The 26,377-nt window shown below is 65.0% G+C and carries 26 protein-coding genes and 1 tRNA gene; 14 read left to right on the forward strand and 13 right to left on the reverse strand.

Annotated features, from left to right (window positions below; translation table 11 throughout):
• The first annotated feature begins 48 nt into the window (after window positions 1-48).
• Both rbfA and truB read left to right on the forward strand, forming a co-directional pair.
• A complete protein-coding gene (rbfA, locus tag ACAD63_RS07235) occupies window positions 49-417 on the forward strand; it encodes a 30S ribosome-binding factor RbfA (RefSeq protein ID WP_029046201.1) in 369 nt (122 codons plus the stop codon).
• An 85-nt stretch (window positions 418-502) separates the two neighbouring features.
• Window positions 503-1,459 (forward strand): tRNA pseudouridine(55) synthase TruB, encoded by a 957-nt coding sequence (gene truB / locus ACAD63_RS07240; RefSeq protein ID WP_135705486.1) that lies wholly within the window; start codon window positions 503-505, stop codon window positions 1,457-1,459.
• A 24-nt stretch (window positions 1,460-1,483) separates the two neighbouring features.
• Here the strand turns inward: truB and ACAD63_RS07245 are convergent, their stop codons facing one another.
• From ACAD63_RS07245 to ACAD63_RS07285, 9 genes are all read right to left on the reverse strand, one after another.
• Window positions 1,484-2,476 (reverse strand): Bug family tripartite tricarboxylate transporter substrate binding protein, encoded by a 993-nt coding sequence (locus ACAD63_RS07245; protein ID WP_434033644.1) that lies wholly within the window; start codon window positions 2,474-2,476, stop codon window positions 1,484-1,486.
• A gap of 67 nt (window positions 2,477-2,543) precedes the next feature.
• Window positions 2,544-3,251, reverse strand: coding sequence for an AroM family protein (locus ACAD63_RS07250; protein ID WP_434033645.1), 708 nt, complete (start codon window positions 3,249-3,251; stop codon window positions 2,544-2,546).
• Window positions 3,248-4,171, reverse strand: coding sequence for a DUF1177 domain-containing protein (locus ACAD63_RS07255; RefSeq protein ID WP_135705483.1), 924 nt, complete (start codon window positions 4,169-4,171; stop codon window positions 3,248-3,250). The genes ACAD63_RS07250 and ACAD63_RS07255 overlap by 4 nt, the downstream gene beginning before the upstream one ends.
• Before the next feature lie 37 nt (window positions 4,172-4,208).
• Window positions 4,209-4,925 carry a dipeptidase PepE gene (gene pepE / locus ACAD63_RS07260; protein WP_195427500.1) on the reverse strand — a complete coding sequence of 239 codons (717 nt, stop codon included), beginning with the start codon at window positions 4,923-4,925 and terminating at the stop codon, window positions 4,209-4,211.
• A gap of 21 nt (window positions 4,926-4,946) precedes the next feature.
• Entirely contained in the window at window positions 4,947-5,735 is a 789-nt protein-coding gene (locus ACAD63_RS07265; protein ID WP_133096483.1) for an IclR family transcriptional regulator, read from the reverse strand.
• A gap of 182 nt (window positions 5,736-5,917) precedes the next feature.
• The gene (locus tag ACAD63_RS07270) at window positions 5,918-7,528 is read right to left on the reverse strand and encodes a DHA2 family efflux MFS transporter permease subunit (RefSeq protein WP_255519689.1); all 1,611 of its coding nucleotides are present in this window, start codon (window positions 7,526-7,528) and stop codon (window positions 5,918-5,920) included.
• A gap of 2 nt (window positions 7,529-7,530) precedes the next feature.
• Entirely contained in the window at window positions 7,531-8,799 is a 1,269-nt protein-coding gene (locus ACAD63_RS07275; RefSeq protein WP_434033646.1) for an HlyD family efflux transporter periplasmic adaptor subunit, read from the reverse strand.
• 44 nt (window positions 8,800-8,843) lie between these two features.
• Window positions 8,844-10,400 carry an AdeC/AdeK/OprM family multidrug efflux complex outer membrane factor gene (locus tag ACAD63_RS07280; RefSeq protein ID WP_135705481.1) on the reverse strand — a complete coding sequence of 519 codons (1,557 nt, stop codon included), beginning with the start codon at window positions 10,398-10,400 and terminating at the stop codon, window positions 8,844-8,846.
• Window positions 10,401-10,499: 99 nt separating this feature from the next.
• Complete coding sequence (locus ACAD63_RS07285) at window positions 10,500-10,985, reverse strand: MarR family winged helix-turn-helix transcriptional regulator (protein WP_133096479.1); 486 nt, start codon at window positions 10,983-10,985, stop codon at window positions 10,500-10,502.
• Window positions 10,986-11,195: 210 nt separating this feature from the next.
• Here ACAD63_RS07285 and typA point away from each other — a divergent pair, with 210 nt between their 5' ends.
• The gene (gene typA / locus ACAD63_RS07290; RefSeq protein ID WP_133096478.1) at window positions 11,196-13,016 is read left to right on the forward strand and encodes a translational GTPase TypA; all 1,821 of its coding nucleotides are present in this window, start codon (window positions 11,196-11,198) and stop codon (window positions 13,014-13,016) included.
• 78 nt (window positions 13,017-13,094) lie between these two features.
• Here typA and ACAD63_RS07295 read toward each other — a convergent pair whose 3' ends face one another.
• Window positions 13,095-13,955 carry a sterol desaturase family protein gene (locus tag ACAD63_RS07295; RefSeq protein WP_434033647.1) on the reverse strand — a complete coding sequence of 287 codons (861 nt, stop codon included), beginning with the start codon at window positions 13,953-13,955 and terminating at the stop codon, window positions 13,095-13,097.
• Window positions 13,956-14,214: 259 nt separating this feature from the next.
• Between ACAD63_RS07295 and ACAD63_RS07300 the strand changes: the two genes are divergently transcribed.
• From ACAD63_RS07300 to ACAD63_RS07330, 7 genes are all read left to right on the forward strand, one after another.
• Complete coding sequence (locus ACAD63_RS07300; RefSeq protein ID WP_434033648.1) at window positions 14,215-15,783, forward strand: methyl-accepting chemotaxis protein; 1,569 nt, start codon at window positions 14,215-14,217, stop codon at window positions 15,781-15,783.
• Between the two features lie 115 nt (window positions 15,784-15,898).
• Window positions 15,899-16,987 (forward strand): enoyl-CoA hydratase/isomerase family protein, encoded by a 1,089-nt coding sequence (locus ACAD63_RS07305; protein ID WP_434033649.1) that lies wholly within the window; start codon window positions 15,899-15,901, stop codon window positions 16,985-16,987.
• Between the two features lie 159 nt (window positions 16,988-17,146).
• On the forward strand, window positions 17,147-17,710 hold the full coding sequence (locus ACAD63_RS07310; RefSeq protein ID WP_133096474.1) for an NADPH-dependent FMN reductase: 564 nt from the start codon (window positions 17,147-17,149) through the stop codon (window positions 17,708-17,710).
• A 348-nt stretch (window positions 17,711-18,058) separates the two neighbouring features.
• Window positions 18,059-19,036 (forward strand): tRNA dihydrouridine(20/20a) synthase DusA, encoded by a 978-nt coding sequence (dusA, locus tag ACAD63_RS07315; RefSeq protein ID WP_434033650.1) that lies wholly within the window; start codon window positions 18,059-18,061, stop codon window positions 19,034-19,036.
• 962 nt (window positions 19,037-19,998) lie between these two features.
• Window positions 19,999-20,277, forward strand: coding sequence for a hypothetical protein (locus ACAD63_RS07320; RefSeq protein ID WP_195427693.1), 279 nt, complete (start codon window positions 19,999-20,001; stop codon window positions 20,275-20,277).
• A 102-nt stretch (window positions 20,278-20,379) separates the two neighbouring features.
• A tRNA-His gene (locus ACAD63_RS07325) sits at window positions 20,380-20,455 on the forward strand.
• 154 nt (window positions 20,456-20,609) lie between these two features.
• Entirely contained in the window at window positions 20,610-20,756 is a 147-nt protein-coding gene (locus ACAD63_RS07330) for a hypothetical protein (protein ID WP_167884591.1), read from the forward strand.
• Between the two features lie 144 nt (window positions 20,757-20,900).
• Here ACAD63_RS07330 and ACAD63_RS07335 read toward each other — a convergent pair whose 3' ends face one another.
• On the reverse strand, window positions 20,901-21,425 hold the full coding sequence (locus tag ACAD63_RS07335; protein WP_135705476.1) for a DUF1643 domain-containing protein: 525 nt from the start codon (window positions 21,423-21,425) through the stop codon (window positions 20,901-20,903).
• Window positions 21,426-21,485: 60 nt separating this feature from the next.
• Between ACAD63_RS07335 and ACAD63_RS07340 the strand changes: the two genes are divergently transcribed.
• The 4 genes from ACAD63_RS07340 (at window position 21,486) to ACAD63_RS07355 (ending at window position 25,410) form a co-directional block, all read left to right on the forward strand.
• Window positions 21,486-21,707: a hypothetical protein gene (locus tag ACAD63_RS07340; protein WP_133096470.1), complete on the forward strand. Its 222-nt coding sequence runs from the start codon at window positions 21,486-21,488 to the stop codon at window positions 21,705-21,707.
• Between the two features lie 420 nt (window positions 21,708-22,127).
• Window positions 22,128-22,496, forward strand: a complete 369-nt coding sequence (locus ACAD63_RS07345) for a hypothetical protein (protein ID WP_167884590.1) — start codon at window positions 22,128-22,130, stop codon at window positions 22,494-22,496.
• A gap of 1,787 nt (window positions 22,497-24,283) precedes the next feature.
• A complete protein-coding gene (locus tag ACAD63_RS07350) occupies window positions 24,284-24,523 on the forward strand; it encodes a hypothetical protein (protein WP_133096468.1) in 240 nt (79 codons plus the stop codon).
• 536 nt (window positions 24,524-25,059) lie between these two features.
• A complete protein-coding gene (locus ACAD63_RS07355; RefSeq protein ID WP_240745881.1) occupies window positions 25,060-25,410 on the forward strand; it encodes a hypothetical protein in 351 nt (116 codons plus the stop codon).
• Here the strand turns inward: ACAD63_RS07355 and ACAD63_RS07360 are convergent, their stop codons facing one another.
• Together ACAD63_RS07360 and lexA are read right to left on the reverse strand one after the other, a co-directional pair.
• On the reverse strand, window positions 25,411-25,578 hold the full coding sequence (locus tag ACAD63_RS07360) for a hypothetical protein (protein ID WP_165971523.1): 168 nt from the start codon (window positions 25,576-25,578) through the stop codon (window positions 25,411-25,413).
• A 113-nt stretch (window positions 25,579-25,691) separates the two neighbouring features.
• Window positions 25,692-26,348, reverse strand: a complete 657-nt coding sequence (lexA, locus tag ACAD63_RS07365) for a transcriptional repressor LexA (protein ID WP_434033651.1) — start codon at window positions 26,346-26,348, stop codon at window positions 25,692-25,694.
• Between the last annotated feature and the right edge of the window lie 29 nt (window positions 26,349-26,377).

The raw sequence follows: 26,377 nt of genomic DNA on the forward strand, positions 1-26,377 counted from the left end.
AACGGCAGGCCTCGGCCTGCCGTTGTCATCTCAGCAGAACAGTATTGAATGGCCAAGAAAGGCAATATCTCCTCCCGCAACCTCCGCATCTCCGACCAGATCCAGAAGGACCTGGCCGAGATGATCCAGCGCGAGCTGCGCGACCCGCGCCTGGGCCTGGTCACGCTGCAGTCGGTCACGCTGACGCCGGACTATGCCCACGCCAAGGTGCACTTCACCGTGCTGGGTGCCGAGCCGGCGACGGCCGAAGCCATCCTCAACGAGAAGGCCGGCTTCCTGCACTCGCTGCTGTACAAGCGCCTGCACATCCATACCGTGCCGACGCTGCGCTTCCTGCACGACACCTCGGTCGAACACGCGATTGAGATGTCCAAGCTGATCAACGAAGCGAACGCCACGCGTTCGAAAGACGACTGAGCCGGTGCCCGTGCCGCCAGGCATGGGCAACGCGACCGCCAGGGTCGCACGCCGCGCCGCATCAGCGTCGCTCCTGTTTCCTCCGATGACCGATTCCAACGCCGCCCGTCCGCCGCGCCTGCCGCGCCGCGATGTCCATGGTGTGCTGCTGCTCGACAAGCCGCTGGGCCTGTCGTCCAACGATGCGCTGGTGCGCGCCAAGCGCCTGTTGCGCGCCAACAAGGCCGGGCATACCGGCACGCTTGATCCGCTGGCCACCGGCCTGCTGCCACTGTGCTTTGGCGAGGCCACCAAGTTTTCGCAGGACCTGCTGGAAGCGGACAAGACCTATGACGCCGTGGTGCGGCTGGGTGCGCGCTCCAGTACCGGCGACGCCGAGGGCGAGTTGCTCGATGTCCGTGAGGTGACCTGCGACCGCGCCGCGGTGGAGCAGGCGCTGGCGCGCTTTACCGGCGAGATCGAACAGGTGCCGCCGATGCATTCGGCGCTGAAGAAGGATGGCCGCCCGCTGTACGAGTACGCGCGCGCTGGGCAGACGGTCGAGCGCGCCGCGCGCCGCGTCACCATCCATGCGATCGAACTGCTGGGTTGCGCGCTGCCCCCGGCGTTCACCACGGCCGCGTTCACCATGCGCGTGACCTGCAGCAAGGGCACCTACATCCGCACGCTGGCCGAGGATATCGGCGAGGCGCTGGGCTGCGGCGCCCACCTGACCGGCCTGCGCCGCATTGCCGTGGGCGACCTGACGCTGGACGGCGCGGTGACGCTCGAGCAGATCGAGCAACAGGACGATGCCGCGCGGCCGGACATGCTGGCCCCCGTCGACGCCTTGCTGCAGAAAAGTCCGCCCGTGACGCTGGACGAAGCTGCCGCTGCGCGCTTCCTGCAGGGACAGCGCATTGCGCACCGGGACCTGCCCGATGGCACCGATATCGCGGAAGGCGTGCTGGCGCGCGTCTATGCCGGCGCGCCGGCGCGCCTGCTCGGCGTTGCTCGCATGCGCGAGGGAGCCTTGCGGCCGGAGCGGCTGGTCAAGCTGTAGGCGCCGCTCCTCGCCGGGAGCGGATCAGTCGAGCGTGATTTTTGCTGCCTTGATCACGTCGGCCCACATCTTGCGATCCTGCGCCAGGAACCCGGCGAAGTGCTCGGGCGTGCCGCCGACCGGCTCGGAGCCGAACTCCGCCATCTTCTTCTTCACTTCCGGATTCGCCAGCGCCTTCACCAGTGCCTGGTTGTAGCGGGCCACGATCGGCTTGGGCAGGTCCTTCGGGCCGAAGATCCCTTGCCAGGTCGGCATATTGAAATCCTTCAGGCCGCTCTCGGCCAGCGTCGGCACGTCGGGCAACAGCGGCGAGCGCTTGCTGCCGGTGACGGCGATGGCGCGGACCTTGCCGGACTTGGCCAGCGATGCCGCCGTGGTGATGTTGTCCACGGTCATGGCGATATGGCCGCCCATCAGGTCGGTGATCACCGGCGTGGCGCCCTTGTACGGCGCGTGGACCATGTCGACGCCGAGGCGGTGCAGCATGGTCTCGGCGATCAGGTGGTTGGACGTGCCGACGCCCGCCGTGCCATAGGTGACCTGCGGCGTCTTCTTCACGTACGCGGTGAAGTCGGCCATCGACCTGACCGGCAATGCCGGGTTGATGATCACTACGTTGGGCTGCGTCGCCAGCATGGCGATCGGCGTGAAATCGTCCGGCTTGTACGGCGTGCCCTTCGCGTTGAGCACATGCGTGACCGCCATCGCACCGGCCGCGCCCATGCCGATGGTGTAGCCATCAGCCGGCGCCTTGGCCAGCTTGTCGGCAGCGATGTTGCCGCCCGCGCCCGGGACGTTTTCCACCACCACCGGCACACCGAGGCTTTCGGACAACGGTCCCTGCACCAGCCGCGCCAGCAGGTCGGCAGAACCGCCCGGCGCGAAGCCCACCAGCAACCGCACCGGCTTCGACGGCTTCCACTCCTGTGCATGCGCGCCCGTGGCCGCTACCGCGCCCAGGCTCATGCACACCATGCCGCGCAGCAGCGGCCCCATCCACTTCGCCACCTTTTCCATCGTTACTTCCACTCCAGCAGTGTCACGGGCAATCTGTCAGCGGGCTTGCCCTTACCCGTAAGCCACATCACAGGCGGCTTCCGGCGCGGCCTTCCAGCACCTGGCCGAGCAGCCTGGCCACCATCCGGTTCGAGAGCAGCACCGGCGCGCCGGCATGGCGCGCGACTTCGGCCCGCATCGCCTCGGTGTAGCCCATGCAGTGCATCACCACCAGGTCGCAGCCGCGCAGCGTCTCGCCTGCCTGTGCGAAGCGCCCCGTGCCCATATCGGTATAAGGCGAGGCATGCGTGACGCGCAGTTCGCAGGACACCGCCTCGATCAGGTGAAAACTGTCGACCTGGCCTTCGAGCGGCAGCACGATGCCGAGCCGCTTGCATCCCTGGGCGAGCGCGACGGTCAGGTGGTCCACCACCTGCTGCGGCTCAATTACCAGCGTGCGCATCGGTGGCAGCGCGGTGCCCGTGCATAGCGGCACGAGTGCGTCGAAGCGGCCATCGTCCAGCGATGCCATCAGCCGCGCCAGCATCGCCTCGGCCACGGGCTTGCCCATCACGGCCTGCGAGCCGTCGCGCAGGCGGCTGGCAAAGCGGTATTCGCCAGCGGCCGGAGCGAGTGCGGCGATCTGGTCCGCGTCGAGGTCGTCGAGGATGCCGAATTCTTCCGCCGCCACCGGCAGTCCCAGGTCGGCCAGCATCTGCGGGACCACGTCGGTCCGCGGCGCCTGGCCGATGGTGACGAAGGCCACGCGCGGCAGCCGTTCGGCCGTGGCGGTCATGCAGCCACCCCGACGGTTTGCAGGTGCGCCAGCGAGCCGTAGCGCCGTTGCAGTTCGGCCCACTCGTCCACGTCGTAGAAGGCGCACTGGCCCTGGCCGAACAGCTTCGCGACCTCGATACAGAAGCGCGTGGCCACATCCAGGTCATGGGCATTGGTCACGCCGGTCGCGCAGCCAGGCACCGTGGTCTGCGCGGTCAGCGCCACGCCGACCACCGGCGCATCGGTGACGATGGCCGGCTGCATGATCGAATTGACGTGCCACAGCCCGTTCTCGTAGGGCGTGATGTCCTGCGTGGTCAGCGGCAGCACCACCGGCAGCTCGCCGCTGACCCAGCCGATCAGGTCCAGCATGCGTTCGGGCAGGCGCAGCAGCCAGCCCTCCTTGGCCACCGGCGTCAGCGCGACGCCGCGCCGGTTGACGAAGCGGTTGCCGCGCGTGGTGTCGACCGACAGGATCGCCGCCATTTGCGGATGGACCTCGTGCGACATCATCGTGCGCATGGCGAAGGGCGACTTCATCATTGGCACCGGCTGGTGCGGCCGCGTGGCGGCATGCGGGCAGATGTGGGTGTGGATGCGGACCGGGCCGGCCAGCACGTCGCCGCCGGCGGCCATGTCGGCCAGCTTTAGCGCGGTGGCGACCGCGACGATCGCACCGTCGGCATCGGACACCAGGCCGGTCACTGCCGGGCGCGCGCCCACGCCGCCAAGGCGGCCGACCACGCCCAGCGCGGGCGCGTCGGGGTTGCGGCCGGGCAGGGTGCAGGCGAGGAAGTCGGTGCAGAGGCCGTTCTCTTCCACGCGCGTCACCGTTACGTCGCTGATGCCGCGCGCGCGCAGCAAAGCGGCAACGGCTGCGCCGTCGACATTGGCTGCGGACAGCAGCTCGATCGATTCAATCACCTGCTTGATGGACATCTTGCTTGGGTTCCTTGCTTTCCTGTATTGCGATGGCTCAGATGGCAGCGGCGCAGGCCGGCACGGACAATGCGCCGGGGGCGACGTCTACGATCTCCTGGCCAAGGAACCAGCGTGCGCCATGCGCGCCGCCCATCTCCATGCGATCGCCCGATACGCGCACCCAGTTGCCTTCGGGCAAGCCCAGCACCGGCATCTGCGGCTGCAGCACCGTGAACTCGGCCAGCCGCTGGTCACGCGTTTCGCCGCGGAAGCCGGGCACCATCAGGTTGAAGTAGTGCGGGTTGATCTGGAATGGGACCAGCGCGAGCGCATCGAGGCCGCCGGGGTCGGCGACCGGCATGTCGTTGGTGGTGCGGATGGTCGGGCAAGCGACGTTGGTGCCGGCGCTCCAGCCGATATAGCGCGCCGCGCCCGCAGCCACCTGGCGCGCGATGACGGGCAGCAGGCCGCGTTCGCGCAGGCATTGGAGCAGGCGGAAGGTGTTGCCGCCACCGATGACGATCAGTTCGGCCGCTTCCACCGCCCACGCGCATTCGGCATCGGAGAGCCGGTGGGGCGAGTGCGCTTCGATGCCGGCCGGGGCCAGCGCGTCGCGCACCAGCGCTTCATAGGTGTCCCAGTCGCGCGTGACGCCGGCGAACGGGAGGAAGCAGGCGCGGGTGCGCCCGCCGGCCAGTTCGCGGAGCGCGTCGTGGGCATGGACGAGGTAGCCCGCGTCGCTGGTGGAGTTGCTGAGTAACAGGAGTTCCATGGGATTGAGCTGCCGGGATTGCTATTGCCCGGCGGTGTCGCCGGGATGAAGCCAGAGCGGATCGCCGATGCGCTGCCCGACCGGCGCCACTGCCTGCACCAGCGTTTCACGCAGCGCGTGGGCCTGGGCCTGGCTGACCTGCATCGCGGTGAACGACAGGCACAGGCCGCGCACATCTCCGGAAAGCGGATCGGCCAGCGTGGTGGCCACGGCGCCAATGCCCGGCATGCCTTCATTCACGGCGATCGCGCTGCGCTCGCGGCTGGCGCTTGCCACGCGCTCGGCCAGTTCGGCCACGGTAGCGGGGCAGCCAGCCGGCGCCTCGGGCAATTTGCGCGCGCCGGAAGTGCCATAGCGTGCGCTGAATTCGGCTTCCGGCAGGCGCGAGAGCAGGACGCGGCCCATCGCGGTGGTGAATGCCGGCCGGCGCGCGCCTGGCGGCGACAGCACTTGCACCGGGTTGCTGCCGTTCAGGCGCTGCAGCACCACGGTGTCGGTGCCGTCGAGCATCGACAGGTAGGCGGTGAAGCCGGTGGAGTCAGACAGCGCGGCCAGGATCGCCCGGCATTGCTCGTCGAACGGATGCGCCTGTGTCGCCGCCTGGGCGGCGCGGATCAGCAGTGTCCCGGGGCGGTAGCGCCGCGTCGATGGCTGCAGCTCCAGCAGCCGGTAGCGCACCATCTGCGCCAGCAGCCGCGAAGCCGAACTCTTGGCCAGGCCGAGTTCGTCAATGACGTCGTTGAACGTGACCTCGTGCCGGCCTTGTTCGAACATGGCCAGCACGCTTTCCACGCCCTCGAGAATGCTCACACCGTCGCTCCGTCTCTTTGGTTTTCCGTTTGGTTCCGTTTTTCGGAACCGTGGTTCGGTAAATCGGTTTGGAAATCATAGGACGGCCGAGGCCGGAATACAAGGGGTGCCGGTGGGTTCCGGCGAGAAGACAAAAAAGGGACGCTCGCAAGCGTCCCTTTGTCCCTAAGCAGGTGTATGCGTCAGTGTGCCGCCATCGCGTCCGCCGAACCGCCGCCGCCCTTGGCTGGCCGCGTGAGCCAGACAAAGCCGATCAGCACGAAGAACAGCATCCCCGAAATCCAGAAGATATCGTTGGCGCCCAGCATGGCTGCCTGCTGGCTGATGTTGCGCTCGATCACCCCCACGGCCTGCGCCTGGCTCATGCCCATCTGCGTCAGGTGGCTGAGCTGGCCCTGATAGGCCGGGTTGTACGGGTTCACCTGCTCGACCAGCTGCGCGTGGTGCAGCGCCGTGCGGTTTTCCCATACCGTGGTCGAGATCGAGGCGCCGATGCCGCCGAAGGTAATCCGCACGAAGTTCGACAAGCCCGATGCCGCCGGAATCTTCTCGGCCGGCTGTCCCGACAGGATGATCGACGTCAGCGGGATAAAGAACATCGCCATCGCCGCGCCCTGGATCAGCGTCGGCACCATCAGCGTCCAGGTATCGACCTGCGTGGTGAAGCCCGAACGCATCAGGCTGACGATGCCGAAGGTGATGAACGCGGCCGTTGCGACCCAGCGCGCATCCATCTTCGGCAGGTTGCGCCCGATCACCGGCGACAGCAGGATCGCGAAGATCCCCACCGGCGCCATCACGATGCCGGCATCCGTCGCCGTATAGCCGATGATGGTCTGCAGCCACAGCGGCAGGATTACCAGGTTGCCGAAGAACAGCCCATATGCCACCGAGATGGCGATCACCCCCGAGCTGAAGTTGCGGCCCTTGAACAGGCTGATGTCGACGATCGGATGCTTCTCATAGCTCTCCCATGCCAGGAAGAACAGGAAGCCGACAATGGCGACCAGCGTCAGCACCACGATCTCGGTGGAGTGGAACCAGTCCAGCTCCTTGCCCTTGTCGAGCATCAGCTGCATCGACCCCACCCAGATCACCAGCAGCGCCAGGCCGATGCGGTCGATCGGCAGCACCTTGGTCGGCGTCTCGCGGTCCTTGTAGATGGCCCAGGTGGCGTAGGCGGTGATGATCCCCACCGGCACGTTGATGTAGAAGATCCACGGCCACGTCATGTTGTCGGAGATCCAGCCGCCCAGCAGCGGGCCCATGATGGGCGCCACCAGCGTGGTCATGCCCCACAGCGCCAGCGCCATGGTGCTTTTCGCGGGTGGATAGCTCGACAGCAGCAGCGACTGCGACAGCGGGATCATCGGCCCCGCCACCGCCCCTTGCAGGACCCGCGCGGCCAGCAGCGTTTCCAGGTTGGGCGCGACGCCGCACAGCCACGACGCCAGCACGAACAGCAGGATCGACGTGATGAACAGCCGCACCGCACCGAAGCGCGTGGTCAGCCAGCCGGTCAGCGGCACCGAGATCGCATTGGCCACCGCGAACGAGGTGATGACCCAGGTGCCCTGGTTGGGCGCCACGCCGAGGTCGCCCGAGATTGCCGGGATCGACACGTTGGCGATCGACGAGTCCAGCACGTTCATGAACGTGGCCAGCGACAGCGCGATGGTGCCGATCACCAGCTTGCCGCCGGTCAGCGGCTGCGGCTGCTGCGGCGCCAGCGGCGCGGCAGGCCGCGCCGGCGAGCCGGCGCCGTGCTGCGCGGCGGTGATGGAGTTGGCCATGATCAGGTGCGGGCAGGCTTGGCGTTGGCGTTGTTGGCCGCGCTGGCGCCGTCGGTCCCATTGGTGGCGGGCAGGCTGACGGCGCGGCCGCCGTTGTTGGCGGTGATGATCTGGGCGATCAGCTGGTCGGCGTCCTGCGCCACCTTGTCATAGACGTCGGTCTGCATCGGCCTGGCCGGCGCGGCGTTGGCCATGGCGGCGCCTTCCTCGCGGCGCACGTCGACCTTCACCGTCATCGACAGGCCCACGCGCAGCGGGTGGTCCTTGAGCTGCTGCGGATCCAGCGCGATACGCACCGGCAGGCGCTGCACCACCTTGATCCAGTTGCCGGTGGCGTTCTGTGCCGGCAGCAGCGAGAAGGCGGAACCGGTACCGGCCGAGAAGCCCGCGACCTTGCCCTTGTACTCGACCTTGGAGCCGTACACGTCAGCCTCCAGCGTCACCGGCTGGCCGATGCGCATATGGGTGATCTGCACTTCCTTGAAGTTGGCGTCGACCCAGACCTGGTCCAGCGGCACCACCGCCATCAGCGGCGCGCCCGCGGCCACGCGCTGGCCCACCTGCACCGAGCGCTTGGCCACGTAGCCGGTCACCGGCGCCGGCATGGTCGAGCGCGCGAACGACAGGTAGGCCGAGCGCAGGTTGGCGGCGGCGCGCTGCACGTTAGGGTGCTTTTCCACGGTGGTCTGGTCGGTCAGCACCTTGTTCGAGGCCAGCTGCTCGCGCGCTGCCAGCAGCGCCGATTCGGCGGCCTTGACCGCCGCCTGCGCGTGCGAGATTTCTTCATTGGAGACCGCGCCCGAGCCGGCGATGGCCTGGCGGCGGCGCAGGTCTTCGCGCGCCTTGGCGACATCGGCCTCGCGCAGCGCCACATTGGCGGCGAGCGAGCCGTTGTTGACGTACAGCGTGCGCACCTCGCGCACGGCCTGCGCCAGCTGCGCCTCGGCCTGTTCCAGCGACACCTGGGTATCGGCGCGGTCCAGCTGGATCAGCGGCTGGCCGGCGGTGACGAGTTGCGTGTCGTCGGCGGCGATCGACACCACCGTACCGGCGACCAGCGGGGTCACCTGCACCACGTTGCCGGCGACGTAGGCATCGTCGGTGGTTTCGAAATGGCGGGCGTACATGCCCCAGTACACGCCGTAGCCGATGCCGGCGACAACGATCGCCGCGGTCAGCGACAGCAGCATGCGCTTGCGCTGGCCGTTGCCGTTGGGGGCCGGGGCTTGCTGGGGATTGCTGGTGCCGGCCGCTTGCTGGTTGTTGCTCATGATGTTCTCTGGTGAATCCTGTCTGCAATCACCGGGTGCGCGGATCAGCCGCGGGCGCCCGCCTGGGTCTTGTCCTGTTGCTGCGCCGTGCCGGCCTGGCTGTGGCCGGCGTGGCTCTCTTCGCCTTCGGCAGGTTCCTGGTAGCCGCCGCCGAGGGCCTTCATCAGGCCCATCTGCAAGTCGAGGCGGCGTGCCTGCAGGTCGGTCGCGAGCCGGCGCTGCTGCAGCACGTTGCTTTCCGCGTTCAGCACGGTCAGCTGCGTGCCCAGGCCCGCCTTGTAGCGCGTGGTCGCCAGTACGTAGGCGTGCTCGGCCAGGTCCAGTGCTTCGCGCTGGCTCTCGATCTGCTTGTCGACGCTGCGGATGCTGGTCATGGTGTCGGCGGTTTCGCGCAGCGCATCGACCAGCGCCTGGTTGTAGTTGGCCACGGCGATGTCATAGCCGGCATACTTGCCCTTCAGGTTGGCGCGCAGCCTGCCGCCCTCGAAGATCGGCAGACGGATGGTCGGGCCGATGCCGAAGGTGCGGCTGATGCCCATCAGCAGATTGGACGGGTCCAGCGCGGCCAGGCCGGCGAACGCTGTCAGGCTGACGTCGGGCAGGAATTCCTTCTTGGCGACATTGATGTCCTTGGATGCCGCTTCGACGCGCCAGCGCGCAGCCACCAGGTCGGGACGGCGGCCAAGCAGGCCGATGGTCAGGTCGTCGGGCAGGGTGGGTGTGGACTGGGCCAGCAGCACCGGCGGCTGGATCTGCAAGCCGCGGTCCGGGCCCTTGCCCAGCAGCGCGGCGAGCTGGTTGCGGGCCAGCGCGATCTCTTCGTCGACGCGCTGCAGGTCGGTCTGCGACGCGGCCACGGTGCCGCGTGCCTGCGTGGTCTCGACCTGCGTGTCCAGGCCGGCGGCCAGCCGCTGGCGCGACAGCTCGGTCAGGTCGCGGCGCTGCGCGATGGCGCGCTCGGCGACGTCGCGCTGGGCATACAGCGCGGCCAGGCGGGCGTAGTTGCGCGCGATCGAGGTCGCCAGGATCAGGCGCGAGGCCTGGCTTTCCGCCTCGGCGGCACGGTCGTCCGACAGCGCGGCTTCGAGCGCGTCGCGGTTCTTGCCCCAGAAGTCGAAGTCATAGGAGAGGCCGACCTGCAGCCGCGACTGGTTCTGCCACGAGCCGGCCAGCGGCGTGCCTTCGAACAGATCCTTCTCGGAGAAGCGCTGGCGGATCAGGCTGCCTTCGAACTCCACGTGCGGATATAGCGCGCTGCGGGTGGCATCGGCCATGGCGCGCGAAGCTTCCACACGCGCAAACGCAGCCTGCAGGCTGGGGTTGTCCTTGACCGCTTCATCAACCAGCGCGCTCAGCTGCGGGTCCTTGAACTGGTCTACCCAGTCCTGCGTGGGCCACTGGCCGTGTTCGCCGGGCAGGGTTTGCGAGCTGGCCATCGCGGCCGGCTCGGCCATGGTCTGCGTGCTGTGCGAATTGCCGAGCGCGGCGCAGCCGGCCAGCACCGCCGCGGCCACGACGGTGAATGCCAGCGTGCCCGCGCGGCGTGCCAGCTGGCGCGGGCGTGCCGACAGGGGGGCTTGTGAAGAGAGTGCTTGTTTCATGGTGTCGCTCCGTGTGCGGAGCCATGCTTTGTGACGGGTGGTGCGGTGTGGTCCGGCGTGCCGGACGGTCTGCCTTGCCGGGTTCCGGCCGGCATGCCGCTAGCCGCTGTTGTTATCGATGACCCGGCGCAGCATGGTCTTCAGCAACTGGAGTTCGTCGGCGGAAAACCCCCTGAAGTGCTGGGAAAGTACTTTGCAGAAGATGGTCGGCAGCCGGTCTGCCAGGGCCTGGCCCTGTTCGGTCAGCAACAGGTCGACAACGCGGCGGTCGTCGTCGCGGCGCTGGCGTTCGACCAGGCCGCGTTTTTCCATGCGGCTCAGCAGACGCGTAACCGAGCCCATGTCGGTGTTCAGTTCGCGCCCCAGGTCTGTGACGGTAGCGGCACGCCCGGTGGCAATCATGATCAGGCAGCTGGCCTGCGCATGCGTGATGTCCAGGCTGCTGACCTCCTGCTCGACGCTATGTGCCAGCGTGTTCTTCGCGCGTTGCAGCAGATAGCCGACGCTGTCGCACATCTGGTACTTGGCGGGATCGAACAGTGTGGTATCTGCTGCCGACGGTCCGGAGGTAGGGTCCTTTGACATCTTTGCCTTTGCAATCTTTGCTGAGGCAAATATATGTTCATGTTTAAGGATGCGCAAGAACGGAAATTCGTTATTTCGTTTTGTGAAATAATATTTGCTAAGGGAGTGACGGTTGAGTCAACGCATCTTGCGCCGCAACATGCTAGAATGTTGGGTTACCTCAGATTCTCCGACCCTCCTTGCGAGGGCCGCTCTTAGCGAGACGCAGCAATGACCCGCGCCATCCGAAACATCGCCATCATCGCCCACGTCGATCATGGCAAGACCACCCTGGTCGACCAGCTCCTGCGCCAGGCAGGCACCTTCCGCGACAACCAGCAAGTCGCCGAGCGGGTGATGGACTCGAACGACCTGGAAAAGGAACGCGGGATCACGATTCTCGCGAAGAACTGTGCCGTCGAATACAACGGCACCCATATCAACATCGTCGACACCCCGGGCCACGCCGACTTCGGCGGTGAAGTGGAGCGCGTGCTGTCGATGGTCGACGGCGTGCTGCTGCTGGTCGACGCGGTCGAGGGCCCGATGCCCCAGACCCGCTTCGTCACGCGCAAGGCGCTGGCGCTGGGCCTGAAGCCGATCGTGGTGGTCAACAAGATCGACCGTCCGGGCGCGCGCCCGGACTGGGTCATCAACCAGACCTTCGACCTGTTCGACAAGCTGGGTGCGACCGATGAGCAGCTCGACTTCCCGGTGATCTACGCATCGGGCCTGAACGGCTTTGCCGGCCTCACCGAAGACGTGCGCGACGGCGACATGAAGCCGCTGTTCGAGACCGTGCTGGACAAGGTGCCGGTGCGTGACGACGACCGGGACGGCCCCCTGCAGCTGCAGATCATTTCGCTGGACTACTCCAGCTACGTCGGCAAGATCGGCGTGGGCCGCATCTCGCGTGGCCGCGCCCGTCCGCTGCAGGACGTGGTGGTCAAGTTCGGCCCGGAAGGCAACCCGATCAAGGGCCGCATCAACCAGGTGCTGAAGTTCCAGGGCCTGGAGCGCGAGATCGTGCCCGAGGCCGAAGCCGGCGACATCGTGCTGATCAACGGCATCGAAGAACTGGGCATCGGCTGCACCGTGTGTGCGCCGGACGCCCAGGACGCGCTGCCGATGCTGAAGGTGGACGAGCCGACGCTGACCATGAACTTCTGCGTCAACACTTCGCCGCTGGCAGGCCGTGAAGGCAAGTTCGTGACCAGCCGCCAGCTGCGCGAGCGCCTTGACCGCGAACTGAAGTCGAACGTGGCGCTGCGCGTGGCCGATACCGGCGACGACACCGTCTTCGAAGTGTCGGGCCGCGGCGAACTGCACCTGACCATCCTGCTGGAAAACATGCGCCGCGAAGGCTACGAGCTGGCCGTGTCGCGTCCGCGCGTGGTGTTCAAGGAAATCGACGGCGTCAAGCACGAGCCGTACGAACTGCTGACCGTGGACGTCGAAGACAGCCACCAGGGCGGCGTGATGGAAGAGCTGGGCCGCCGCAAGGGCGAACTGCTCGACATGGCGTCGGACGGCAAGGGCCGTACCCGCCTGGAATACCGCATCCCGGCCCGCGGCCTGATCGGCTTCCAGGGCGAGTTCCTGACGCTGACGCGCGGCACCGGCCTGATCAGCCATATCTTCGACGACTACGCGCCGGTGCGCGAAGGCGGCCTGGGCGAGCGCCACAACGGCGTGCTGATCTCGCAGGACGACGGCGATGCGGTGGCCTACGCGCTGTGGAAGCTGCAGGACCGTGGCCGCATGTTCGTCAAGCCGGGCGATGCGCTGTACGAAGGCATGATCATCGGCATCCACAGCCGCGACAACGACCTGGTGGTCAACCCGATCAAGGGCAAGCAGCTGACCAACGTGCGCGCTTCGGGTACCGATGAAGCCGTGCGCCTGGTGCCGCCGATCCAGATGTCGCTCGAGTACGCGGTGGAATTCATCGCCGACGACGAACTGGTCGAGCTCACGCCGAAGAGCATCCGCCTGCGCAAGCGCCACCTGAAGGAGCATGAGCGCAAGCGTGCCGCACGCGAAGGCGCATAAGCGCTTTCGGTGTCAAAAAAACCGCGCTTTCGAGCGCGGTTTTTTTATTCCCGCCGCGTCACCAGATGCATCTGGCTCCTACGTTCCCGGAAGCACCTCCGTGGCAGACGCACGCGGGCTGCGCCATTCCGGCGGCTTCCACAGGTAGCGCAAATCCCGGTCGCGCCACGCATCCACGAACATGTCGCGCCATTCGTGGAAGGTCAGCGTCAGCGGATTGTGCGTGCGCACCTGCCGCGTGATGCCGTACACCGGCGCCTCCCGCTCGGGGACGAAGGTGCCGAAGAGCCTGTCCCATACCGTCAGCACGCCGGCGTAGTTGCGGTCGATGTACCGCGGGTTCCTGGCGTGATGCACGCGATGGACCGAAGGCGTATTGAACACCGATTCGATCCACGGCCGGCGCCGCCCCAGCCGCGTATGGACGAAGAACTGGAATGCCAGATTCAGGCCCACGGCCAGGATCACCCAGTCCGGCGTGAAGCCGATATACGCCAGCGGAATCCAGAACAGCCACATCCCGGACAGCGGATATGTCAGGCTCTGCCGGAACGCCGTCGAGAAATTCATGCCTTCCGACGAGTGATGCGTCACGTGCGACGCCCATAGCCAGCGCACGCGATGGCTGGCGCGGTGGAACCAGTAGTACAGGAAGTCCTGCAACAGCAGCAACAGCGCGAACGACCACGCCGTCTCCGGGACTGCATGCAATCCATGCCGGTAACACCAGCTATACACCGTCCGGATCATCAGCCAGAGGAAGAAGGCGTCCGAGGCCTGGTGCATTAGCGCGAGCGTCGCATTGGAGACGGTATTGCGCAGGCTGTACACCGACCGGTCGCGGCGTGCCCAGTACCAGGCCTCGCCGGCAATGGCCAACAGGAAGACCGGCGCAAACGCCAGCAGCACGAGTTCGGGATCGAGCGATTCGGTGGTCATCCCGCAAGTGTGCACATTTCATGCGGAATTGCTACGAGGAGTTCCTCCAAACATGCGCGATGACGCGGGTGAGCCGCATCGGGCGTATCCCCGCATTGCTGTACTGATGCGCAGTTGTGTCGCGCATTGGAAGGCAAGTAATCCGGGTTAAGGAACCGTTGTGCGCGCCGTAGATGAGCAGGGGGGCGGCATGCCACGTCCCCTGGTTTCGCAAACGCCTTCGCCCCGCATTTTTCGCCCTTCTAACCCCGGAGCTTCAATGTTCAAGAACACCACCATCGGAGCCAGATTGTGGTTCCTGACCATCGTTACCAACTTGTTGCTTCTGATTGTCGGTGCCGTCGGTTGGCTCGGCATGTCGCGCAGCAACGATGCCACGCGCCAGATCTATTCGCAGCAGCTGTCGGCAGCGGTGCATCTTGCCGAGGCGCGCTCGAACCAGCTGCTGGTGCGGGTGCTGCTCGACCAGGCCACCTTTGCCACGGACCCCGCCGACGCCAAGGCCCGCGCCGCGACCGCCGAGGGTTTTGCGCGCGATTCCGAGAAAGCATGGAAGGCCTACCTTGCGCTGCAGCGCCCGGCTGATGAGGAGAGAATGGTCGATGATGTCACCGCCAAGCGCGACGCACTGTTCAAGCAAGGTGTGGCACCCATGATCGCCGCGTTGCACGCGGCCGATCGCGATGCCGTGATGAAGTACGTGCTCGAGGAAATCCCCAGGCTCGACATCGCCTTCACCGCGGCCAATGCCGAACTCAACAAGCTGCAGCTGGCCAGCGCGAGGGAGGTCTACGAAGCGTCGCAGCACCGTTATCGCAACCTGTTCACGCTGTCGGTCATGGCACTGGTGCTCGGGCTGGCGTTCAGTACCGTGGTGGCGTGGCGCCTGCGCGGTTCGATCGTGCAGCCCCTCGATGTCGCCATCGCGCGCTTCGACAGGATCGCCGGCGGCGACCTGAGTGTCCAGGCAGCGGACGGCGGTGGCGTGCAGGCCGATGAGTCGGCGCGCAACGAAACCGCGCGCATGCTCGGCATGCTGGGCCGCATGCAATACAGCCTGGTGGCGATGGTGGGTGAAGTGCGCGGTGGTGCCGATGCCATTGCCTCGGCCAGCAAGCAGATCGCCAGCGGCAACGCCGACCTGTCGCAGCGTACCGAGCAACAGGCCGCATCGCTGGAAGAAACCGCATCGAGCATGGAAGAGCTGACCAGTACCGTGCGCCAGAATGCCGACAGCGCGCGTGAGGCGCGCACGCTGGCCACCGACGCCAGCGCGCTGGCAGAGCGGGGCAGCGAGGCGGTGTCGCGCGTGGTCGATACCATGCGTTCGATCGACGGCAGTTCGAGCAAGATCGTGGACATCATCGACGTGATCGAGAAGATCGCGTTCCAGACCAATATCCTCGCGCTCAATGCCGCCGTCGAAGCGGCGCGCGCCGGCGAGCACGGCCGCGGCTTCGCGGTGGTCGCGGGCGACGTGCGCGACCTGGCGCAGCGCTGCGCCGGCGCATCGAAGGAAATCCGCACGCTGATCGGCGCTTCGGTGGCGAACGTGCGCGAAGGAACGGGACTGGTCGACGATGCCGGCCGCGCCATGGAGGACATCGTCCACGCCGTGCGGCGCGTGAGCGGCATCATCGGCGATATCAGCGCGGCGTCGGACGAACAGTCGCACGGCATCGAGCAGGTCAACGTGGCGGTGTCGCAGATGGACAGCATGACCCAGCAGAACGCGGCGCTGGTCGAGCAGGCCGCCGCCGCGGCCGCTTCGCTGGAAGACCAGGCGCAGCGCCTGACGGCGCTGGTGGCGACGTTCAGGCTGGCCTGAACGCGGCCGCCGGCGGCGCACGCGCATGGCCCTTGCATGCGCCGCAAGCCGCCCACGGGGTACGCCTGCCGGTGCGACTGGCGTAAAATCGCCAGTTGCATTGGAGGAGCAAGACATGACTGAATTCGTCACGACCGAAGTCCACGGTGGCATCGGATACCTGACGCTGAATCGTCCGCAGGCGCTCAACGCACTGTCGCTGGACATGATCCGCGCCATGACCCAGGCGCTGCAGGCGTGGGCTTCGGCGCCCGAAGTGGTGGCGGTGGTGGTTGCCGGTGCCGGCGGCAAGGCATTCTGCGCTGGCGGCGATATCCGCTACTTCCACAAGGCGGCGCATGAAGGCGATCCGCTGCTCGACCAGTTCTTTGTCGAGGAATACGCGCTCAATTTCCTGATCCACCGCTACGCCAAGCCTTATATCGCGCTGATGGACGGCGTGGTGATGGGTGGCGGCATGGGTATTTCGCAAGGGGCCCGGCTGCGCCTGGTCACCGAGCGCACCAGGGTGGCCATGCCCGAGACCAATATCGGCCTGTTCCCCGATGTCGGCGGCGGCTGGTTCCTGGCACGCACGCCGGGCCATATCGGCGAATACCTGGGGCTGACCGGCACCGCGATCAGCGCGGCCGATGCGCTGTACGCAGGCCTGGCCGATGCCTACCTGCCGGGCAACCGGCTGGCCGAGCTGGTCGCTTCGCTGCGCGCGCAGCAGTTTGCCAGCGGCGAGGCCGTCGTCGCGCATATCGATGGCTTCACCGCACCGCACCGCGCAGACTGCCTGCCTGCGCAAAGCACGCTGGCTGGCCTGTCCGCACAGATCGACGCATTGTTCTCCGGCAATACCGCGCAGGACATCCTGGCGGCCGTCAGCGATGCGCCGGGCGACTGGGCCGCGCAGACCGCTGCCATGCTGCGCAGCCGCTCGCCGCTGATGCTGTGCGTGTCGCTGGAGCAGATCCGGCGCGCGCGCGGCATGTCGCTCGAAGATGAGCTGCGCATGGAACTGGACATGATGTACTACGTGTTCCGCAATGGCGACGGCGTCGAAGGCATCCGCGCCCTGGCGATCGACAAGGACCACAAGCCGCGCTGGCAGCATGCCCGGCTGGATGAGGTTGGCCGCGAGACGATCCAGTCGTTCTTCGACAGCCCGTGGCGTACGGAAGACCATCCGCTGGCCGCGCTGGGCAAGGGCGCCTGACCGCCCGTTCACATGGCCGGGCGGCCGTGCGCGCCGCTCGCTTCGCGGCGGACCAGTCGCGACTCGGGTAGAGTGGTGGCTGGACCGGCGCGGCTAGCCATGCCAGCCATGGCGCCCGCACCGTCCGCTTCAAGTGTCCACACAGACAAGGGAGCCGTGATGAGCAATCCTCGTGATGTCGTTGTACTGGTGGGAAGCCTGCGCAAGGAGTCGTATAACCGCAAGCTGGCCAAGGCGCTGATCGCGCAGGCGCCGGCACAACTCAAGCTGGAGATCGTCGAGATCGGCGACCTGCAGCTCTACAACCAGGACCTGGACGACAAGCCGCCGCAGACCTGGGTCGCATTCCGCGACCGTGTGCGTCGCGCCGATGCGGTGCTGTTCGTCACGCCCGAGTACAACCGCTCGGTCCCCGCACCGTTGAAGAACGCCATCGACGTGGGCTCGCGCCCCTATGGCAGCAGCGTCTGGGACGGCAAGCCCGGCGCCATCATCAGTGCCTCGCCGGGTGCCGTCGGCGGGTTTGGCGCAAATCATCACCTGCGGCAGTCGATGGTTTTCCTCAATGTTCCGGTCCTGCAGCAGCCCGAGGCCTATATCAGCGGTGTCGACAAACTGCTCGACGAGCAGGGCGGCATTGCCAACGAATCCACGCGGGGGTTCCTCGACAAGTTCCTGACCGCGTTCGCCACGTGGATCGACAAGACTGCTGCCACACGATGAGCCCCTGGGCCCGGCCGCGTCCGGGCATTACTGATCGTTCATGGTCAGGATCGTCGAGTAGATTCAGATTTCGCCGCGCCGGCTGCGACCTTCGTTGCAGCCTGGTCGTGGCGGCCTGCGTCTCAGGCGAAAGATCTGCCAGGGTGGTAAACTCGTGCGCCTCCCGAAAAGCCGCAATACTGCTGCGGCTGCATTGTGCGACGCCTCCGCCGCACGGGAATCGCCTCCACCGGGCGTTGTTGATATCTGCGAGTAGCATGAGGATTGGTCGCGCCGATCCGTTCCAAGATGACCCATTTTCAAGGTAAACCTGCCGCGGCAAGTCCGCGCCGCGTCTCCGTGGCGCCGATGATGGATTGGACTGACCGCCATTGCCGCACCTTCCATCGCCAGCTCAGCCGCCATGCCTGGCTGTACACCGAGATGGTGACCACCGGTGCGCTGCTGCATGGCGACGTGCCGCGCCACCTGGATTTCGATGCGGCCGAGCAGCCTGTCGCGCTGCAACTTGGCGGGAGCGAGCCGGCAGACCTGGCCGCGGCGGCGAAGTTGGGTGAGCAATGGGGCTACAAGGAGATCAACCTGAATTGCGGCTGCCCGTCCGAACGCGTGCAGCGCGGCGCTTTCGGCGCCTGCCTGATGGCGGAGCCCGAACTGGTTGCCGATTGCGTGAAGGCGATGCGCGATGCGGTCAGCATCCCGGTGACGGTAAAGCATCGCATCGGCATCGATACCATCGAGCACTACGATTTCGTGCGGGATTTTGTCGGCATGGTCGCGGAGGCGGGCTGCGACACATTTATCGTCCATGCGCGCAATGCCATCCTGAAAGGCCTGAGTCCAAAGGAAAACCGCGAGATCCCGCCGCTGCGCTATGAAGTGGCATACCAGCTGAAACAGGAATTTCCGCAGCTGGAGATCCTGATCAATGGCGGCATCGCCACCTATGACGAGATGGCTCGGCACCTGCAGCACGTCGATGGCGTGATGATTGGCCGCGAGGCCTACCACCAGCCCTATCTGCTGGCGGAAGTGGACGTACGCTTCTATGGCGACGCCGAGGCGGCAGTGCGATCGCGGCTGGATGTAGAACTATCGATGCAGGGTTACATCGGCGACATGGTCGAGCGCGGCGGGTACATGGGCGCCGCTACTCGGCATATGCTGGGGCTGTACCGCGGCGTTGCGGGAGGACGAGGCTGGCGCCGCGTGCTGTCCGATGCAAAGCGCATGCATGCCGCGCGCACTCGCGCCGATGTGGATGCACTGTTTGCAGAGGCGCGTACACACCTGCGTCCCCTGGCGTCACAGCCGCTGGCGGCATAGGGCGAGTCGCGCTGAGCGATCGAGCACCGGCCTGCTTTTGGGCGCTTGAATCGCTGCTCTAACACCGAATCGCCAAACTGTGCATGCCTCCCGGGAGCGTAGCGCACGCGACACTTGCAATGTCCGATCGCTCCGGAACTGGCGCCCGCAAAGGGATTCCCCTAATTCGCCGAGGCAGGGCACTTTTTTACACTGTGCCTGCCCTCGAATACAGGGCTTTCTTCAACTGATTATTCGGCCCGCTTCGGCGGGCTTTTTTTCGTCGGCGCGTCCGGCGCTCTTCGTTTACCCGAATGGTGCAATCCCCGGATGACAGTTACATTGCAACGGCCTTCAGGGCATTTGAGATCGCTAAAGTTAAGAGTCCGCGCTGCGGACTCTTTTTTTGGCCTTCTGCGGCCTTCTGCGATCGCGCCAGTCGAGCCGGTTTGACCGGACTGCATGAAAAAGAGTTCCATCGGTCATGCCGGCAGCGCTGGATCTATCGCGAAGTACGGCTGATGCCCACGTCCAGCGTTCCGTAGGCCGTAATTCCCGACTCCTGTCCATCGGCTCCGCCGGCCGCACAGCCCCCCAGGGCCGCGACCATCCCCAGCAGCAGCAAGACTCCCGCCAGACGTCCAAGCATCGTTGGCATGCTCCTTCCCCGCAATTCATCCTGAAGATGGTTGGGCCACTGCCAGTGCGCCAGGTTCCAGCGAATCATTGCAATAGCGAACCCCCGATGGGGCGGGCCGCCTGAGGGGAAGATCGAGGGGGGTCAATATCCCTCGGAGCAGAGTATCGCTGTGCGCACGACCGGCAAGAACCCTGCAGAGGTGGGGCTGTGCACGCCAAATCGCCTGTGGATTGGTGACTTACCGCAAAGGCCTCTCGCTGCCGCGCTCCGCGCCCATGTCTGGCGCCCTGGCCTGCGTGCTACGATTCTTCGCATCGCCACGGGCGAACGGACGGCAGCAAGCGTGGACAAAGGGAACGCAAACAACGAAGAGTCATTCGGCGAAGTGTTTGAGGACTTCAGGCTGGTCTGGGTCGCCGAACAACTGCAGGATGGCAAATGGACGGCGCGCTACTGCTGGCACCACGGCACCTCGGCAGCCGCGGCCAGGGCATTGCAGGAAGCCGTCCTCAACGGAAAGTCGCGCCGGTTGCTGGGCCACTTCGACACCGAGGCGGAGACCATTGCTGCAATCAAGGAGGCAGTGCTGCTGGAGGCCAAGTGGCAGCCGCGCAAGGCGTGATGCAAGCCCCGTAAAAAATTTGTGCGGGATACTAGCCATCTCGGAAAAGTGTTTGTATAATCTTGGTTTTCGTCGATCAGCGCTTCGCTGATGACCTCTACGGTGGCTGTAGCTCAGTTGGTAGAGTCCAGGATTGTGATTCCTGTCGTCGTGGGTTCGAGTCCCATCAGCCACCCCAAAAATTCTTTGCAAAACAGCCGCTTACAAAAGCGGCTGTTTTGCTTTCTGGACATCCATACAGTGGTCTGTTCCCGCCATATTCCCACGGTGGGAATAGCCTTCCAATCTCGCCCCGGTCTCATGTTACTTTTCCGTAACAATGAGGAGAGAACATGGCGGGCGCGAAGGACTGGCAGAAGCTCGAGCACTTGGTCGCGGAAATTCAAGCGCGGTTGGCGCCTGGTGCGAAGGTCACGCACAACGCTAAGTTCCCGGGCTATGAATCGGAGACGCTCCGCCTTGACGCTGCACGGCTCTAGAGTGCCTTGCGTCTGACCATTTTGCTCCGGTCGTAGACCCGCGCTGTAATTGCTGGGTAGGCGTGTAGATCGGGCAGGGTACCGCGCTCGGATTTATGCGTCCCTGTGTTGCGGGGTTGTCTCGATGATATTTCGCGGGTCCGGTCAGGCGGTGTACGGCCGCGGTTGGACTGTGGCCGCGACGTAGAGCGGATGCCTTGGACTGCCGTCATGGTTGAGTCCGAGGTGGTAAAGCAGGTTGCCGCGGCCGCACATGCGGACGATTCGCAGCACTTCCGCCGCACGCGCCGGTGCCGCTCTGTGCGATCCCCACGCGCAGATGACCGTCGAGCAGCCATCGATTGCATCCATGACAGCGCCGTCGTTGCGACCCGGCGGATCTCCGAGCGGATCCGGATGACTCAGCAGGCCATCCGGATCCGTCGATCGCAGTGGGAACAGGTTGACGACTTCGAGCCGGCCATACTTGCCGGCCAGCGCGCGCTGCAGGCACCTGGTGATGGTCGGGTCGCTGACGTGGTGGTCGGCCGTCGACGGGTTCAGCATGATGAAGCCGAGCGCTGGGCGGTTGTCGTCCCAGGCGCGCCAGAGGCGGTACCGGTACTGCTCGCAATCCGACAGGATGCATCCGCCCTCACCGTCCAGCGTGGTCTCGGTCAGTCGTTTCATAGCGGTTCCTGGGGGATTTGATCATGCTACGATCCTGAGACATTAGAAGTGGAGGCTGCCATGGAAGATGAGCTTTTTGCCACGGACACGCATGTGGCCCGGATAGCGGTTATGGAGACCGCTCCTGGACGGTTCAGAGGGTATGTGTATATCCGCCGTTTGGAAGAAGAGCCGGATGCAGAAGTGCCACACCAAACCGTGGAGGATTTCCCAACTAGAGATGAGGCGAAGGAAGCTGCGACATACCTGGCCACCAGGACGCTGAAAGAACTCGAGTTTTAAGTCTGTCGCTCGACCCTCCTGAACCCCACCACCCACACCGACGGATCGGGCGTCCCGCGCGCCGGCGCCGGTGATCGGGTCCGGCGAAGAGGGGATCCAGGACCAGTTCCTCCTCGACGTCGCCATTAACCCCGATGGCTGTGGCGATGCACGCCATGAACGATCATCAACGGGACACGATTTCTTACAACTGGGGGAGTCGCCCGTCGGTATTCTTGCGGCAAATTCGCCAACCGCAAACGCAGGTCACCATGAAACCCCCTCTCGTGCTCACCGTAGCTACGGCAGCACTTCTCACCGGCTGTGCTGTCGCTCCCTACGATGACGGCTACTACCACGGCGGATACTCGCGCCCATACTACGGCGGAGGTTACTCTGATTGGAGCGGCGCCAGGTACTACGGCGGTAATCGCAAATGGGATGGTGACTGGAATCGCGGCTGGGACCGGGACGAGAAACGCAGCAGGGGCCGCGATTGGAACGACGGTGACAACCGCAGTTGGAATCGTGGTGGAAATCAAGGCGAAAACCGCGGTGAGAAGCGTGGGTGGAATCGCGGCGATGAGCGAGCGGAGAATCGCGGCTCGGACCGCCGCGCCGAGCGTGGCGAAGACAGAAGCAGTGGCCGCGGCGGCAACCGCGCTGATGACCGTGGAGGAAATCGCGGGGGCGACGGCGGTAGAGGTCGAGGCGGAGATCGTGGCAACGATTGACAGGCCTGGAGCGCACAGAAGGTCGCGGATGTGGAAGCAAATTGCGCCGACTGCTCGCCAAAGGAACGCAAGATGAGGCAATCCAGCTTTCCGTACTTGGTCATGTTTGTTCCTGCTACGTTTGTAAGCGTGCCGGTCTCTGCCGGCTGTCACGCCTGGTTCTCACACGCGCGGCGCTCCGCTCTCAGGGGTTTAGTCGTCGCCTTTCTTCAGGCGCTCGAATTCCGCTCGAAGCTCATCCTGTTGCACCATGTCGGGCACGTACCTGACAGGTCTGCGGCGAGGTTCAAGGCTTCCACGGTCGTCGCCTGCTACAGTCCATGACCTGCGCGAAAGTCAGGGCGTCTTCCTGTGACAGTTGCAGGGCAATCTGATACGAGTAAAGGAGTTGAGCAGGTCATTTACGTCCGGATTGCGCATGCGCAGGCCGATGTCGCGCGACTCCTCGTCCGTGAGGGCCGGCACATCCAGAGGTAGCGCTTTGCTTGGCATGGGCCGTCAGCGCAGGGAAAAACGAATGGTGGTGTCGTCCAGCGCAGCCCAAGCACCGACGGCGAGCCACACCTCAAGGGGGTGATCGATGGCCCACGCCGGGAATTGTCCATCCCTCGTTGTGCGGCACGGCACAGCACTGGTTGACTCTGTTGTGTCGCAAACAGATCAGGGCACGTTTCTTAAATGAAACTTAGGCCTAAGGCTACCGTGACGATGAGGGTCTGCCAGGCGCACCATTGCATCCGGATTGGACCACCAATCTCCTGCTGTGCCTGATGTTGACCCCAAGCAGGTTGCAAGACGCAGGCCGGCCGTAAGGCCGATTTGACAATCGCCGGGGACACACTGTGAGTTCAACCAAAACCGTGCCTTGCTTACTATGCGCTGCACTCGCGCGACGCTGGCTTGACCGACAAGATCGCCTGCGCGGTAGTCAAATATACCGCTGCGCTGCCTGTGGCGGGAGATTCGCAGTTACTGGCGACGCTCTGGGTGCTATCGAGCAGGGGCGTTGGGATGTTCCTGAATTGAAGGCTGCGGTTCGGCAGAACATTGCTTCGGGCGCCCTGCCGCGCATCGAGGATGTTGAAGGTAGGCCCCGCTTGATCGCGGTCGGCCGCCAGGCATCCTGAACTCCGGCGCATGAATTGCGGTGCTATGAGCCAACGTATGTAGCGAAGCTACGGGCAGGCAAGCAGTGGGCGCCGATCGCTCTGAAGGCGCGTGCCGATTTGCGCGTTCTCTGTGGGTAGGCGAGGGGGCTCCGTTGCCTCGCAAACATTTCTTGCTCACCTCGGGCCGACACGCGTCGATGTCCTGCAGGGCGAGAACAGCGGCGCTGCTACCCATTGGCGGATCCCTCCTTCTGCCGTCGGGTGTATTCGCTGACCTCGCCGCTTGCACAGAATGGAGTGGGCCTTGGCTGCATAGGCCAAGGCCCGTTTGGGCTACCGAAATTCCCCCGTCAAAACAGATATGAGGCCTTGGCTGCATGGGCCCAAGGCTCTTACTACAGGTCCCCCGTTACATCATATGCCGCATCGCACAAGAGCTTCGTTATGAATTGTGATGCAGCGCACAATATTGTCGCGAGTCACTTTATGGCGCTCGTCGATCGCTTGCTCGGCGCGGTAAGCCGACCAGTAGAAGTGGGAATATCGGCCGTGCCATAAAAAGCCATTCTCCGCTGGACTACTGCGAAGAGACGGCCGAGAAGGGAGGAAATTCCGTTCGTGCGTTTTGCGCTGGCGGGTATGCGACCGAGTGCGGTGACCGAGCAGATGGACGAGGGCGATGAGGCTTGCCGTTGAAGCGGATGGGGCGTTCTTTCATCATGCTAGGATTCCTCTGAAACGATGGGAGCGCGCCATGTCGAGCCATGCCTTGGTCGAAGAAGGGGAGTATTTCTGCCACTGCACGGTCTGGAAGTCGAAATCTGGATCCTGGGAGGCATCGGTATTGTTCGAGCGCAGAATCGATCACGCAAACGAGTTTGTCCCAGGCTTGCGACACAAGATCAAAGCCACGTTCAATAGCGAGGAAGAGGCGATGGCTGAAGCAATTGCTTACGCAAAGGCTTGCGTCGAGAACACTAAGACCGGGCTGTAGCCTCATGCGGCCACTCCGAAGCATTTTGATTCCTTCGCCGACCAACTCGCCATCTCAGGCGCGTTGGCGCTTACCAGTGCCGCCGCCTTACACGCGCGGCGTTTCGGCCAGCTTCCTATGCAGGCGAACTGCACTTAGAGAATCGGAATAGACGGCGGCGCTGCGGCATGCTGCGGACGCTGCGCGAGCGGGACGACTTGGTCTTAAAGGGCTACGATGGGATAAGAGCTTTCGGCAATTCGCTCCATGAGACCTCACATCCCTCATTCCCATCATGCATACCGTACCGGTGATCCGAGGCACGGCTGGCGCCACTATTTGATCCTCGCGGCGGTGGTGCTCGGGCTGGGCCTACTCTTCCTGGCGTGGCCTGGCTAAACGCGCTTGCGCGGAGGGGATGGAGATCCCTGCGTCATCGTCTTGGACGCTCCTTTCAGTGCCAGCGACGCCCACAATCGATGTGGCTCCTGTACCATACGCGCCTTGCATTCCAAAGGGGTCGTATGTTCTTTCGAGCAGCGGTAATAGGGGCTGGCGTGGCAGTGGCCGCGATGATGGCCGGATGCGCCACCGGCACATCGGAGAAAGATATTCGTGCGCGTCCGCCGATGCGCTTGTTCACGCCGGCAAAAATGGCTGACGTTGCCAAATGCCTGCGCAACAATCTCGGCGACGAAGCCACGATGGTCAACCTGCCGGCACAGAACCAGATGGAAATCCGGATCGGACAGCCAAAGATCAGTGGCGAATTTGCGTATGCCTACCTGATCTCGCTGACCGCCAGGCCGGATGGCACGGCGGTCGAGTTGCGCAAGACTAATACATGGTTCCCGCAGATGACTCCGGAAGAACTGGAGACGGAAACCAAGGCGTGCGCGCGTAGCTGATCAGGCCAGCTTGCTAGTGGTTTCCAGTTCAAGCATCCTGCAGATCGCGGCCATGCTGCCTACCATGGTCCGGCGCTGCGCGCCCTGATAGACGCGCACGCCCTTGCACTGGCGGAAGGGCACCGGCTTGACCGGGCGGCGGGCGGCGACGTGGTGGGTTTGCGGCATGGTTGCACCTCTTTTTCAGGCAAAAGCGGGGTCAACACCCGGCAAGCCGGGCGGCGTCTGCAAAGCAATGGAAGCGGGTGGGTCCGCGCAGGCGAAGCGCCTGCCGTGACCGGCTAGAAGCCGGAGGATCGGATCAGGCCGACCGCGATGCCTTCCAGCGAAAACTCTTCGCGCCCCGGTTCAACGATGATGTTGGCGAAGTCCGGGTTTTCCGCGATCAGCTCGATATGGCCGCCGCGCCGTTGCAGGCGCTTGACCGTGACATCGTCGCCGAGTCGCGCCACCACGATCTTGCCGTTGGGCGCTTCGCTGGCCCGGCGCACGGCGAGCAGGTCGCCGTCGAGAATGCCGGCGTCGCGCATGCTCAGGCCGCGCACGCGCAGCAGGTAGTCGGGGCGTTCATCGAAGACCGAGGCGTCCACCTGGTATTGGCGGTCGATATGTTCGGCGGCAAGGATGGGACTGCCGGCTGCGACGCGGCCAACCAACGGCAGCGTCAGCTGCAAAACGTCGGGGATGGGTAGCGAGAACTGGTCCGGCATTTCCGAGTCGCTGCGCGAAACCTTCAGGCGGATGCCGCGCGAGGCGCCAGGCGTCAGCTCGATCACGCCTTTGCGGGCCAACGCGCGCAGGTGCTCTTCCGCGGCATTTGGCGAGGAAAAGCCAAATTCGGCAGCAATCTCGGCACGCGTCGGCGGGAAGCCGGTACGGCGGATCGTATTGCGGATCAGATCGAAAATCTGCTGCTGCCGGGGTGTCAGGGTCGCCATGGGATCGCCGTTCCGTGCGGGCGCGCTGG

Source organism: Cupriavidus sp. a3, from assembly GCF_051015765.1.
Classification (GTDB): Bacteria; Pseudomonadota; Gammaproteobacteria; order Burkholderiales; family Burkholderiaceae; genus Cupriavidus; species Cupriavidus oxalaticus_A.

Excerpts from the sequence above, each read along its gene's own strand:
- rbfA (WP_029046201.1), top strand. The coding sequence starts at position 49 with ATGGCCAAGAAAGGCAATATCTCCTCCCGCAACCTCCGCATCTCCGAC.
- truB (WP_135705486.1), top strand. The coding sequence starts at position 503 with ATGACCGATTCCAACGCCGCCCGTCCGCCGCGCCTGCCGCGCCGCGAT.
- ACAD63_RS07245 (WP_434033644.1), bottom strand. The coding sequence starts at position 2,476 with ATGGAAAAGGTGGCGAAGTGGATGGGGCCGCTGCTGCGCGGCATGGTG.
- ACAD63_RS07250 (WP_434033645.1), bottom strand. The coding sequence starts at position 3,251 with ATGACCGCCACGGCCGAACGGCTGCCGCGCGTGGCCTTCGTCACCATC.
- ACAD63_RS07255 (WP_135705483.1), bottom strand. The coding sequence starts at position 4,171 with ATGTCCATCAAGCAGGTGATTGAATCGATCGAGCTGCTGTCCGCAGCC.
- pepE (WP_195427500.1), bottom strand. The coding sequence starts at position 4,925 with ATGGAACTCCTGTTACTCAGCAACTCCACCAGCGACGCGGGCTACCTC.
- ACAD63_RS07270 (WP_255519689.1), bottom strand. The coding sequence starts at position 7,528 with ATGGCCAACTCCATCACCGCCGCGCAGCACGGCGCCGGCTCGCCGGCG.
- ACAD63_RS07275 (WP_434033646.1), bottom strand. The coding sequence starts at position 8,799 with ATGAGCAACAACCAGCAAGCGGCCGGCACCAGCAATCCCCAGCAAGCC.
- ACAD63_RS07280 (WP_135705481.1), bottom strand. The coding sequence starts at position 10,400 with ATGAAACAAGCACTCTCTTCACAAGCCCCCCTGTCGGCACGCCCGCGC.
- ACAD63_RS07285 (WP_133096479.1), bottom strand. The coding sequence starts at position 10,985 with ATGTCAAAGGACCCTACCTCCGGACCGTCGGCAGCAGATACCACACTG.
- typA (WP_133096478.1), top strand. The coding sequence starts at position 11,196 with ATGACCCGCGCCATCCGAAACATCGCCATCATCGCCCACGTCGATCAT.
- ACAD63_RS07295 (WP_434033647.1), bottom strand. The coding sequence starts at position 13,955 with ATGACCACCGAATCGCTCGATCCCGAACTCGTGCTGCTGGCGTTTGCG.
- ACAD63_RS07300 (WP_434033648.1), top strand. The coding sequence starts at position 14,215 with ATGTTCAAGAACACCACCATCGGAGCCAGATTGTGGTTCCTGACCATC.
- ACAD63_RS07305 (WP_434033649.1), top strand. The coding sequence starts at position 15,899 with ATGACTGAATTCGTCACGACCGAAGTCCACGGTGGCATCGGATACCTG.
- ACAD63_RS07310 (WP_133096474.1), top strand. The coding sequence starts at position 17,147 with ATGAGCAATCCTCGTGATGTCGTTGTACTGGTGGGAAGCCTGCGCAAG.
- dusA (WP_434033650.1), top strand. The coding sequence starts at position 18,059 with ATGATGGATTGGACTGACCGCCATTGCCGCACCTTCCATCGCCAGCTC.
- ACAD63_RS07330 (WP_167884591.1), top strand. The coding sequence starts at position 20,610 with ATGGCGGGCGCGAAGGACTGGCAGAAGCTCGAGCACTTGGTCGCGGAA.
- ACAD63_RS07335 (WP_135705476.1), bottom strand. The coding sequence starts at position 21,425 with ATGAAACGACTGACCGAGACCACGCTGGACGGTGAGGGCGGATGCATC.
- ACAD63_RS07340 (WP_133096470.1), top strand. The coding sequence starts at position 21,486 with ATGGAAGATGAGCTTTTTGCCACGGACACGCATGTGGCCCGGATAGCG.
- ACAD63_RS07345 (WP_167884590.1), top strand. The coding sequence starts at position 22,128 with ATGGTGACTGGAATCGCGGCTGGGACCGGGACGAGAAACGCAGCAGGG.
- ACAD63_RS07350 (WP_133096468.1), top strand. The coding sequence starts at position 24,284 with ATGTCGAGCCATGCCTTGGTCGAAGAAGGGGAGTATTTCTGCCACTGC.
- ACAD63_RS07360 (WP_165971523.1), bottom strand. The coding sequence starts at position 25,578 with ATGCCGCAAACCCACCACGTCGCCGCCCGCCGCCCGGTCAAGCCGGTG.
- lexA (WP_434033651.1), bottom strand. The coding sequence starts at position 26,348 with ATGGCGACCCTGACACCCCGGCAGCAGCAGATTTTCGATCTGATCCGC.